The 11772-nt window shown below is 72.3% G+C and carries 8 protein-coding genes; 4 read left to right on the forward strand and 4 right to left on the reverse strand.

All coding sequences use genetic code 11. The annotated features are described in order from the left end of the window. The 4 genes from ACFQ79_RS29720 to eccE all read right to left on the reverse strand — a co-directional run bounded on the left by ACFQ79_RS29720 (position 1) and on the right by eccE (position 7825). A complete protein-coding gene (locus ACFQ79_RS29720; RefSeq protein WP_383589246.1) occupies positions 1 to 1836 on the reverse strand; it encodes an ABC transporter substrate-binding protein in 1836 nt (611 codons plus the stop codon). Positions 1837 to 2028: 192 nt separating this feature from the next. Beyond that, positions 2029 to 5466 carry an SCO5717 family growth-regulating ATPase gene (locus tag ACFQ79_RS29725; protein ID WP_383589234.1) on the reverse strand — a complete coding sequence of 1146 codons (3438 nt, stop codon included), beginning with the start codon at positions 5464 to 5466 and terminating at the stop codon, positions 2029 to 2031. 227 nt (positions 5467 to 5693) lie between these two features. Further along, entirely contained in the window at positions 5694 to 6524 is an 831-nt protein-coding gene (locus tag ACFQ79_RS29730) for a hypothetical protein (RefSeq protein WP_383589236.1), read from the reverse strand. Then, the gene (gene eccE, locus ACFQ79_RS29735) at positions 6524 to 7825 is read right to left on the reverse strand and encodes a type VII secretion protein EccE (RefSeq protein ID WP_383589238.1); all 1302 of its coding nucleotides are present in this window, start codon (positions 7823 to 7825) and stop codon (positions 6524 to 6526) included. The genes ACFQ79_RS29730 and eccE overlap by 1 nt, the downstream gene beginning before the upstream one ends. A gap of 190 nt (positions 7826 to 8015) precedes the next feature. Between eccE and eccB the strand changes: the two genes are divergently transcribed. From eccB to ACFQ79_RS29755, 4 genes are all read left to right on the forward strand, one after another. Next, the gene (gene eccB / locus ACFQ79_RS29740) at positions 8016 to 9572 is read left to right on the forward strand and encodes a type VII secretion protein EccB (RefSeq protein WP_383589240.1); all 1557 of its coding nucleotides are present in this window, start codon (positions 8016 to 8018) and stop codon (positions 9570 to 9572) included. A 12-nt stretch (positions 9573 to 9584) separates the two neighbouring features. Beyond that, positions 9585 to 10856 (forward strand): type VII secretion-associated serine protease mycosin, encoded by a 1272-nt coding sequence (gene mycP, locus ACFQ79_RS29745; RefSeq protein WP_383589242.1) that lies wholly within the window; start codon positions 9585 to 9587, stop codon positions 10854 to 10856. A gap of 190 nt (positions 10857 to 11046) precedes the next feature. After that, positions 11047 to 11394 (forward strand): WXG100 family type VII secretion target, encoded by a 348-nt coding sequence (locus ACFQ79_RS29750; protein WP_266969815.1) that lies wholly within the window; start codon positions 11047 to 11049, stop codon positions 11392 to 11394. 48 nt (positions 11395 to 11442) lie between these two features. After that, entirely contained in the window at positions 11443 to 11733 is a 291-nt protein-coding gene (locus tag ACFQ79_RS29755; protein WP_383589244.1) for a WXG100 family type VII secretion target, read from the forward strand. Positions 11734 to 11772: the final 39 nt, after the last annotated feature.

The following is an 11772-nucleotide window of genomic DNA, read 5'->3' on the forward strand; positions in this document are numbered from 1 at the left end:
CTACTCGCGGTCGTCGGCGGTGGTGCGACGGCGACGGGCGGTCCAGACGCCCGCGGCGACGAGGACGAGCGCGACCGGGCCGAGGATCAGCCAGAGGGTCGTCGAGGAACCGGAGCTGTCGCCGTCGGACGCGGAGGCCGTGGGCGTGGCCGACCACCAGCTCCAGTAGCCGTCCTGGCCCCACAGGTTTCCGGCGGCCTCGGGCATGGTCGTGATGGACGCGATCTGGTCCGTGCGGTACGCCTCGAGGGCGTTCGGATAGGCCATGATGTTCATGTACCCCGTGTCGTACAGCCGGGACTGCATCCGCTTCACCAGATCCGCCCGCTTGGCGGTGTCGTACTCCACCGCCTGCTGCGCGTAGAGCCCGTCGAACTCCTTGTCGCAGATGAAGTTGTCGGTGGCCCCGGAGTCCTTCACCGTCGCCGGGAGCGTGCCGCAGGTGTGGATCGACAGGACGTAGTCCGGGTCGGGATTGACCGACCAGCCGTCGAACGCGAGGTCGTAGTCACCCTTGACCCAGGGGTCCGAGACGCTGTCCAGGCAGTCGACCTTCAGGCCGATGCCCAGCGCGCCCCACCACTCCTGGAGGTACTTGCCGACGGCCTTGTCGTTCGGGTCGGTGGCGTGACAGAGGATCCGGAACTCCAGCGGCTTGCCGTCCTTGCCGATCCGCTTGCCCTCGGCGTTCTTCCGGTAGCCGGCCGCGAGGAGGACCTTCTCCGCGGCGACGGGGTCGTACGACCGCTTCTGGGCGTCCTCGGGCTTCCAGAAGTACGAGCCGAAGCGCGGCGGGATGTAGCCCTCGCCCTCGACCGCGTGTCCCTGGAAGACCTTGTCGACGAGGGTGGTGCGGTCGACCGCGAGGAAGAGCGCCTTGCGGACCGCCGGGTCGAGCAGCGCCTTGTGGCCGTTGCCGAAGGCCTTGCCGTCCTGGGCCTTCGCGCCGGGGTTGGTGGCGATGGCGTAGAAGCGGCGGCCGGGGGCGTCGTTGACCTTGACGTTCTTCTGGGTCTTCAGCGCGGCGGCCTGGGCGGGCGTCAGATTCGGTACGAAGGACACCTCGCCCTTCTGGAGGGCGGCGACGGCGGCGTCCCCGTCCTTGTAGTACTTGAAGACCAGCTCGTCGAACTTCGGCGCGCCCCGCCAGAACGTCTTGTTCGGCTTGAGCTTGATGTACTGGTCGACCTTGAAGTCCGTGATGACGAACGGCCCGTTGCCCACGATGGGGAACTGCTTGTCGTTGTTGAACTTCGAGAAGTCGCCGACCTTCTCCCAGACGTGCTTCGGCACGATCGGCACGTCGAGCGCGGTCATCGTGGCCTGCGGCTTCTTCAGCCGGATGACGAGCGTCTTCGGATCGGGTGCGGTGACCTGCGCGAAGTTGGCCGTGAAGCTGCCGTTGGCGGTGGCGGCGTTCGGGTCGGTCATCATCTTGTTGAAGGTCCAGGCCGCGTCCTCGGCGGTGGCCGGCTTCCCGTCGGACCACTTGGAGTTCTCGCGGATCGTGTACGTCCACGTCAGCTTGTCCGCCGAGGGCGTCCACGCCGTCGCCAGGCCCGGGACCGTCCGGGCGTCCTTCGCGTCGTAGTTGGTGAGGTACTCGTACGCCAGCCGGTGGATGCTGGTCGAGGTGAGCTTCTGGGCGAGGAACGGGCTCAGCGAGTCGATGCTCTGCGAGACGGCGACGGTGAGCGTGGTCCCCGCGGACTTGTCGTCCTCCGCGGCGGCGGTACCGGGGACGGCCACGAGCGAGACGGCGGTGACACCGGAGGCGAGCAGCAGACGGAGTGCCCGGTGAGTGGGGGCGTGACGGGGTGGAACCTTCGTGACCATGACCATGGGACGTGACCTCGCGTCGGGGGATCTGTCGTGGATCTTGGGCTGACGGTGAGTGAAGCGAAGGTTTATCAGCGGTGGTCTGCCGTCGTCAACGATCCCTCAAACCCCTTGTGGGCTGCGGGAATGCCAAAAGGCCCCGTACCGGTGAACCGGTACGGGGCCTCATTGGTCTACTCCTGTGACGCCTTACTGCTGAGGGGCTGGCGGAGCCTGCGGAGGCTGCTCCTGCGACCAGTTCGGCGGCGGGACCTGCCCCTGTCCCTGGTCGTGGCCCTGCGGCTGTCCGTGACCGTGATCCTGCGGATCGGCCTGCGGAGGCAGCGGCTGACCCGGCTGCGGCTGCTGCCAGCCCTGCGGCATGCCGGGCTGGGCGGGAGGCGCGCCGTACGGCTGTCCGGGCGCGGGCTGTGCTCCGTACGGCTGACCCGGCGCGGGCTGCCCGGGCATCGGCTGCTGCCCCGGCACCGGCTGGGCCCCGTACGGCTGTCCGGGCGCGGGCGGCGCTCCGTACGGCTGCCCCGGCGCCGGCTGCTGGCCGTAGGGCTGCTGCGGCGGGTACGGCTGAGCGGGCATCTGCCGGCCGGGCATCGGCTGCCCCGGGACGGGCTGTCCGGGCACCGGCTGGCCGGGCAGGGGCTGGGCCCCGTACGGCTGCCCCGGCGCGGGCTGTCCGGGCGCGAACTGCCCCGGCACCGGCTGACCCGGCATCTGCTGACCGGGCATCTGGTGGCCCGGCATCGGCGGGGCCATGTGCGGCGGCAGCGCGCCCTGGCCGTCGCCGGTCCACAGGCCCTGTGCCTGCTGCGCCCGTACGAAGTCCTCGGCCACCATCGCCGAGAGGTGGAAGTACGCCTCCCGGGTCTTCGGCCGCATCATGTCGAGGTCCACCTCGGCGCCGGCCGACAGGTGCTCGTCGAAGGGCACGACCACGACACCGCGGCAGCGGGTCTGGAAGTGCTGCACGATGTCCTCGACCTTGATCATCTTGCCGGTCTCGCGGACCCCGGAGATGACCGTGATGGAGCGCTGCACCAGGTCCGCGTATCCGTGCGCGGAGAGCCAGTCCAGCGTCGTCGACGCGCTGGACGCGCCGTCCACGGAGGGCGTGGAGATGATGATCAGCTGATCGGCGAGGTCGAGCACCCCGCGCATCGCGCTGTACAGCAGACCCGTACCCGAGTCCGTGAGGATGATCGGGTACTGCTTGCCCAGGACGTCGATCGCCCGCCGGTAGTCCTCGTCGTTGAACGTCGTCGAGACGGCCGGGTCCACGTCGTTGGCGAGGATCTCCAGACCGGACGGCGCCTGCGAGGTGAACCGGCGGATGTCCATGTACGAGTGCAGGTACGGGATCGCCTGCACGAGGTCACGGATGGTCGCCCCGGTCTCGCGCCGCACGCGGCGGCCCAGGGTTCCGGCGTCCGGGTTGGCGTCGATCGCCAGGATCTTGTCCTGCCGCTCGGTCGCGAGCGTCGCACCGAGCGCGGTGGTCGTGGTGGTCTTGCCGACACCGCCCTTGAGCGAGATGACCGCGATCCGGTAGCAGGAGAGGACGGGGGTCCGGATCAGCTCCAGCTTGCGCTGCCGCTCCGCCTCCTCCTTCTTGCCGCCGAGCTTGAAGCGGGCGGCGGCGCCGCCGGGCGTCCGGCTGGACTTGGGCTTCTGCTTGTTGTTCCGCAGCAGGCGGTCGGAGGAGAGCTCGACGGCCGCGTTGTAGCCGAGCGGGGCGCCCGGCACGGACCGCTCCCGCTGATCGTGCGTCACGGGCGACGGCCAGGCGGCCCCGGTCCGCGGGTCGACGGGCTGCCCGTCCTGCGGCGGCTGGGGAGCCGGTGCCTGCGGAGGTACGGCGGCCGGGTGCGGGTAGCCGTAACCGCCCTGGGCCTGCGGCGGCACACCACCGGGAACCCCGGGCTGTCCGCCGGGGCCCTGCGGGTAGCCGTAACCGGGCTGCTGCGGGGGCGTCCCGGGGTGCGGGAAGCCGTAGCCGCCCTGGGGCGCGGGAGCCGGGGGCTGGGGCTGCGGGGCCTGCGGGGCCTGGGGGTAGCCGTAGCCGCCGGGAGCCTGGTGCTGCTCGTGCGGAGCCTGCTGGGCGTGCGGCGGCTGCGGAGCGGGCGGGGCCTGCGGGTAGCCGTAGGCACCGGGCGCCTGGTGCTGAGGCTGGGCCTGCGGCGGTACGGGGCCGGGCGCACCGGGAGTGGAGGGCGGCGGCCATGCGGCGGCGGGCGGCAGCGGCGCGGCCTGGGGCTGCGGCTGGGCGCCCGGCTGCGCGGGCCACTGCTGGGCGGGCCCGGGAGCGGCCGGCTGGAACGACGGCGGCAGCGGCGGCAGCCCGGCACCGGCCTGCGGTCCGGCGCCCGGGAAGGGCTGCGCGGGGGCGGAACCGGGGAACGGACCGGGAGCGGCAGGGGGGAACGGGCCGGGGGCCGCGTCGGGGCCGAAGCCCTGCGGCGCGGCGTCGGCGGGCGGGTGCGGGACGGGGGCCATCGGCTCCGTCAGTGCCTCGGGAGCGGCCGGGACGGCGTCCGGAAGGACCGCGTCGCCGGAGGCGTCTGCGGGTACGGCGTCGTCGACCGGTCCGTCTTCCGCGTCGGAGTCCGGACCGGAGTCCACCCCGGCGCCCTCAGGGCTCGGGCTGGTACCCGCCACGGCATCGGCGGCCTGGGCGGGCGAGGCCTCGTCGTGGGCTCCCGCGACCTCGGGTGCCCCGGCTGCTCCAGGTGCTCCGGGCGTCTCCGATGCTTCGGACGTCTCGGACGTCTCGGGTGCTTCGGGTGCTTCGGCGGAGAGGGCGTTCTCCCTGCCGGCCTCCGTCACGTCCGGCGCCTCGGCGTCGGCCGTCTCGGCCTCGGTCGGTGCGCTGTCGGCGGCGGTCGCGGTCGGGTCCTCGGCGCCGGTCCCGGGCGTCCCGGGCGTCGCGGGCGTCGCGGGGGCGGCCACGGTGGCCTCCGCCGCGCGCTCCGCGATCTCGCGCTGGAGCGCGGCGGGGGAGAAGCGCATGGTCGAGCCGCTCTCGACGTCCCCGCCCCCGAACGGCGCCGCGGGCGCGGGCGCCGTGGCACCCGGCAGCGGGGCGGGCGGCGGGAAGGCACCCGGAACCGAGGCGTCGGGAGCCGCCACGACGGGGGCCGCGACAACGGGAGGCGTGGCGACCGGGGGAGCGGCGATCGGAGGCATCCCGACGGGAGGGATCCCGACCGGAGGCGTCACCGCGGGAGGCGCAACAGCCGGAGGGGCGGCCACGGGAGGCATCCCGACCTGAGGCGCTCCCGCCGGAGGCACGTGCCCGGCGACCGGAGGCGTACCCGCCGCGGGTCCACCCATCACGGGCGTGCCCGCCACGGGCGTGCCCGCGGCCGGCGTACCCGCCGCCGGAGCCCCCGCGTTCCAGCTCGGCTCGAAGCCGCTGCCCGCCGGGAGGCCGGGGACGGGGACCGGCGCTCCGCTCGGTGGCGGGGGAGTGGCACCGCCGGCCCCCGCACCGCCCGACGCGTTCTGCGTGTACCAGGCCGGCGGGGTGTAGTCGATGGTGAACTCACCCGTCATCTCGGCGGGATCCGCGTCGGACTGATCGTCGGCGGGCGGACTCCAACCCCCGTGGATCTCGTCGCGATCGCCGTTCACTTTGCCTCCTGGTGTGGTCGAGCACCCTTGTGCCGTTGTGGGCGGGGCTCTTCCACCCTAATCGGCGCGGGCAACCCCCGGGCAGGCCCGACGACCCCTCCGCGCCCGTCCCCATGAACCGGGCCGGTCGCCAAGTGACCTGACCGCGTCGCAGAGTGAGAACCCCGACCGTTCAAAACGATGCAAAAACGGACGTACTTGAACGACTTCATGCCGTTCGGTGCCGTTCAGTCCATCCTGCGCGCGGCGCCCAACAATCCGGTCTCGGCGTCGGTCCCCTGCGTCATGACGAACTGGCGGTCGCTCGGCGTACACCAGAGCGTCACTCCGTCCGCGAGCGTGGAGAGCGCCTCGTACTCGTGGCGCGGCAGGCTCATGATGCGGCCGATCTGGGTGGCCTCGTCGGGCGAGACCCGCTGGACGCCGACCAGCGAGGACTTCTCCAGGAGCCGGGGCGCGATCGGGCTCAGATAGGGCAGCAGCGTGACCACCGACTGCCAGGGCGCCGACACGACACGGCCGCGCGGCGGCCGCATGCCGCAGTCGCGGATCACGACCACGGGACTGCCCGCGGACGCGCCCTGCGGAGGCACGCGCCCCACGTCGTGCAGCGCGATGCACGGCTGGCCGCCGCCGGCGGCCTGCGCGAGCGCCGTCCAGGCCTGCGCGCGGCCGGTCTCGACCGCCACCCGGGCACCCGTGGCGGCGGCCCGGAGGGCCAGCACCTGGGCGGTCCACAGACCGCCGATGAGCGTGATGTCGTACGGGACGGGCCGGTTGATGCCGAGTACGGCGGGCCGGCTCTCGGCGTCGACGCCGATCACCATGCCGTCGTCGCCCACCGGCAGGGCCAGCGCCTCGAGTTGGTCGAGGGGCACGGAGTGCCGGTCGCGGCGCGGGCCGACGAGCCCGAAGCCGAAGCGGGGCTTCACGGACCGGCCCGCACCCCGGGAGCCGGCGCCCCGTGAGGCGGCCCGGCCGGTGCCACCGGCGCCCGAACGGGCCGGCGTACCGAAGGAGGAGGAAGAGGAAGAGGAAGAGGCGGCGGCGTGGGACATCAGCGCGCACCCCCCAGCGGAAGCGTCGCGAGGATGCCCGGCACCTGCTCACGGTCGAGTCGCACGAGTCCCGTCCTCACCCCGCGCGAGGCGCGCTCCAGTTCGTGCCGCGCGGCCACCAGCTCCTCGTCGCTGCGCCCGGTGATCCGTACGTGTCCGGTCATCGTCACCTCCTGCCGGTCCCCGCCGCTCAGCGTCAGGCTGAACGTCGTCGCGAGCGCGGGCAGCGAGGTCAGCAGGGCCACCAGCTGCGGCATCGAGGCCCCCGAGCCGCCCTGCCCGCCGAGCTGGGGCCAGCGCCCCACCCAGTACGTCGTGTGCCGCCGGTCGTCCACCCGCCAGGTCCGCGCGGTCTCCTGGGTCCGGCGCCCCTGCGCCTGCCCCCGGCCCGCCTGCGCTATCGCCATCGGGCTGGCGCAGGTCGAGGTGGCGAGCGCCGAGACGAGTTCCTGCTCCGTCAGCACGCTCGCCGCGAACCCGGCGCCCGCGAGCCGGCTCGCCAGCTGGTCCGCCGCCCGCACCACGCACTTCTGCGCGCCCTTGAGTCCGCCGCCGCGCGCGTCGACCGCCTCCGGGCAGAGCTCGGGGTCGAGTTTGAGCGCGATCCAGGTGATCCGTACGGCGGGCGAACCCGTCTGCGCCTGGAGCGGCCCGTAGTTGCGGGCGGCCATGGACTGTGCCGGCAGGTGCGGCGCGGGAGCGGGCTGCGTGTGCTGCACGATCTGCGCCGACTCCAGCCGGATGCCGTCCACGCTCAGGACGTCCCGGACGAGCCCGACGGGCAGCGGCGCGGCCGCGCGGTCCGGGCGCAGCGCCGTGCCGTCCGCCTCGACCCGCAGGACCGCGGTCAGGAAGGTGCCGTCGCCGACCATGCCGACCGGTCGCCGGTCGCGGTCGCTGTACGCGTAGGTCCGCAGGGCCGGATCGCACTCCACGACCGGCGCGAGCCCCGGCTCGGTGCCCTCGGGCACCGTGAACGAGGACGCCCTGCGGGTGCGCGTCCGCAGCGCGAGGAACGTTCCGAGCCACTCGGGAAGCGAGCGGCGGTGCCGGCGGACGACCGCCATCAGCACGAGCACGACGGCGACCACGCCCGCGGGAACCATCAGCATCGGCTCGACGACCCAGGCGACCAGCATCAGCGCCGCCGCCACCTCGATCAGTACGAGCTGTTGCAATTGGAACGAACCGAAGTGTCCCGGGCGCGCCTGGAGCTTCGGCGAGACCGAGGAAACAGGCCCCGTGGACGGGGGTGCGGAGGCGGTGGCCGCGGCGGGCCGCGTCCGCGTCGCGGAAACCATGATGGAGAATCCCCCTCAATTCATCCCGATCACCCTGGCCCGCCAGGGCATTGGCGGCCGGATCACCCTACCCGCCCCACGAACCCCACGGGACAGCAGGCATAGTAGGGGGCCGGTCCGACAGCCGGGGCCCGGGTGTCACCTCCCCCGGCTCCCGCGCGAAGATCGCGCCTGACGAGAATGGGGACTCATGGCATCGCGGCGGGACGAGCTCAACGCGTACACCTTTGCGAAGAAGCGCACGGTGGCGGCATTCCTCCAACCCTCGCCCTCCGGCACGGAGGAGGGGGCACCGAAGCCGCTGCGCGCGATCCTTCCGGGGTTGATCGTCGCCGCGCTCGTGGTGGCCGGGTTCGGCGCCTGGGGCATGTTCAAGCCGCAGGCCCCCAAGGGCTGGGACACCCCGGGCACCCGGGTCATCGTCGGCAAGCAGTCGACGACCCGGTACGTGGTCCTGGAGACCGGCACGGGCAAGGACAAGAAGACCCTGCTCCACCCCGTGCTCAACCTCGCCTCCGCGCGGCTCCTCCTCGACCCCGAGCAGTTCCAGGTCGTCCAGGTCGCCGACAAGACGCTCGACGAGGGCAAGAACACGCCGCCGCGCGGCCCCATCCTCGGCATCCCGTACGCCCCCGACCGGCTGCCCACCGCGGACGAGGCGGGCAAGGCCAAGCGCTGGGCGGTCTGCGAGCAGCCCGGCGGCGGCACGGGCGCCAGCGTCCAGAAGGCGACCTTCGTCTTCGCCGAGCGGGATCTGAAGCTCACCGAGGACAAGAACAAGCTCGACGACGGGAAGGTCCTGTACGTCAAGGGGCAGGCGGGCGCGGCCCAGTTCCTCATCGACCACACCGGCACCAAGTACCCGCTGAAGGCCGAGTCCACCGGACTCCTCACCGTCCTGTTCGGCCTCTACGCGAAGCCGCAGCCGGTCACCGACGACTGGCTCGCCACGCTCAAGACCGGCGACGAGATCGACTTCCCGCACATCGACAGCAACGAGGTCGGCCGGACCACGCAGATCCCCGGCTCCAGCCTGACCGCGACCGAGAGCCGGATCGGCAACGTCCTGCTCGCGCGCACCGGTTCCGGGCCCCAGCACTACGTCGTGCTCCCCGGCAAGGTCCAGCCGGTCACGCCGTTCACCGCCGAGCTGCTCATCAGCGCCCCGCAGACCCGGTCCCTCGACATGGACGGCAAGCCCACCGCCGCCGACGCCTCCTCCTTCGTCCCGGACCCGACCGCCTTCCACGGCGAGGCGAACTGGCCGAAGAAGAAGTCCAAGCAGGTCAACTCCGTCACCGGCCCGGACGCCCGCGACACCATCTGCAGCATCCTCACCGAAGTCGGTGAGAAGGGGCAGACGACCCTCGCGACCTGGGCCGGCCCCCAGTACCCCGCCGACATCACCGCGGGCGGCAGCAGCACGTACGTCACCCCCGGCACCGGCCTGCTGTACACCCAGACCCAAGGCAACCAGCAGGCGTCCGGCGGTTCGCTGTTCCTCGTCACCGACACGGGACTCCGCTACGCGCTGCAGGCCAACGGCGACAGCGACTCGACCCCCTCCAAGATCGGCGCGGGCGACAAGGAGAAGCCGGCCGACGGACGACCGCAACCCAGCGAAGCCCAGAAGCGTCTCGGCTACGACAAGGTCGTGCCGGCCCGGGTCCCGATCGAATGGTCGGAGTTCCTCTCGAAGGGCCCCCGGCTCGACTCCAACAGCGCGGCCCAGCCGCAGGGTTCCTAGGGGGTGACACCGATGACGACGACCACCCGCGCCGCGGCCCTCCTCGCCGCGGGCACCCTCACCGCGCTCCTCGCGGCCCCCGGAGCGGCCTCGGCCGCCCCCGGGCCCCGCGAAGGCGTCGGCGGCGCTCCCGTCCTCGACGGCAGCGGCGAGTGCACCTTCCCGATGAAGAAGCAGATCGCGGACACCCCCTGGCCGCTCCAGCGGGTCCTCCTCGACGAGCTGTGGCAGGACACCAAGGGCAAGGGCGTCAGGGTCGCGGTCATCGACACGGGCGTCGACGACGTCAACCCGCAGCTGAAGGGAGCCGTCGACGCCAAGGCGGGCAAGGACTACCTCAAGCCCGACAAGGAGAACCCGGGCCTCGGCGACGAGCAGCGCGGCAAGACCGACGGCACCGTCGACCAGGTCGGCCACGGCACCAAGGTCGCGGGGATCATCGCCGCCCGTCCCGTCGACGGCACCGGATTCGTCGGGCTCGCGCCCGAGGCGATGATCATCCCGATCCGGCAGAACGACGAGAAGAACAGCGGCAAGGCCGACTCGATGGCGGAGGCCATCAAGTGGGCCGTCGCCAAGGGCGCCCACGTCATCAACATCTCGCAGGACACCACCCAGCGCCTCGGCCCCGAGACGCCGATGGCCAAGGCGGTGGCCGAGGCCATCGAGAACGACGTCGTCGTCGTCGCCTCCGCCGGCAACGACGGCATGGACGGCCAACTCAAGCTGACCTACCCGGCCGCCTTCCCCGGGGTCCTCGCCGTCGCCTCCTCCGACCGGAACAACGAGCGCGCCGCGTTCTCCCAGTCGGGTCCCATGGTGGGGGTCGCCGCCCCCGGCGTCGACATCGTCTCCACGGTCCCCGGCGGCGGCCAGTGCGTCGACAACGGCACCAGCTTCTCCGCTCCGTACGTCGCCGGTGTCGCCGCCCTGCTCCGCGCCGAGCACAAGGACTGGAGCGCGGCCCAGATCGTCGCCCGGATCCAGCAGACCGCCGTCCGCTCGGTGAACGGACGCGACAACCACGTCGGTTGGGGTGTGGTCGACCCGGTGCGGGCGCTCGCCGACGCCCCGGGGACGCCGCCCACGGCGCCCACGCCCGACCCCCGCCCGCCCAAGCCGCCGACTCCCGAGCCGGCCCGTCTGGCGCTGTCGGAGACGCCTCAGGAGCGCTCCGAACGGCTCGCCACCTACACGTTGGGGATCGGTGTCGTCCTGGTGGCCGTGGTCGCCGGGACCGCCACCGTGATCCGCGACAGCCGACGTGGAAGGGGGGTCCGTTGACCGGCGTGTCGGTCAAGTATCCCGACCCTCCTTTGCAGTTGGAACTGCCGCCGTCAATGGCTAAAGTGACCGCGGGGCGTACGGCAGTGCGATCCCAGCACGGGGGCGGCATCAGAAGATTCCCGTCCGCATCACGACCGGATGGCCCGACGGCCCCGCCGTCGACGTCACCGAAGGAAGAAGGGGCAAGATGTCGAAAGACCTGAACGTAACCAGTGCCGAACAAGTCAAGCTCGCCGGCCGGATCCAGGACTTCTCCGACGAGCTGCAGTCCCGCATCACCTCGCTCAACAGCGTGGTGGACCGCGTTCAGGCGGGCTGGCAGGGTGCTGCGAGCAAGGAGTACGACCGGGTCCAGAACGACCTGAACCAGCGCCTGCGCAGCATGCGCCAGGAGCTCTCCAACCTCGAAGAGATGATGCGCATGAGCGCCGACGGGTTCTCGCGCGAGGAGGAGGACCGTCTGCGGTCCTTCCGTTCGATGGACACCGGCGGCGGCGCCGGCGGCGGCAACTCGAGCGCCATCCTCGGCGTCTGAGCCACTCGACCAGTCCACCGGGCCACTCTCACTCCAGGAGTCAACACCATGACCACTGCGGTCAATTACGACACCGTGACGCAGGCGGCGGCCGACACCCGTCTGACCTCCACCACCCTCACCCAGAAGCTCGACGACCTCATGGCCGAGGTCAACCGCGTCGCCAGCAACTGGGAGGGTGAGGCGAAGATCGCGTACCGCGAGACCCAGGACCGCATCACCCGCGACATGGCCGGCATGAACCAGGACCTGGCGCGCATCGCCCAGCTCCTCGACGAGTCGGTCGTCGGCTACCAGGACACCGACCGGGGCAACGCCGCCCGGTTCCGCATGATGTGAGATCAGGCGAGCACGCGTGAGGGGGTGGCCCGTCCGACG

It is taken from the genome of Streptomyces sp. NPDC056480 (assembly GCF_042795405.1).
Classification (GTDB): Bacteria; Actinomycetota; Actinomycetes; order Streptomycetales; family Streptomycetaceae; genus Streptomyces.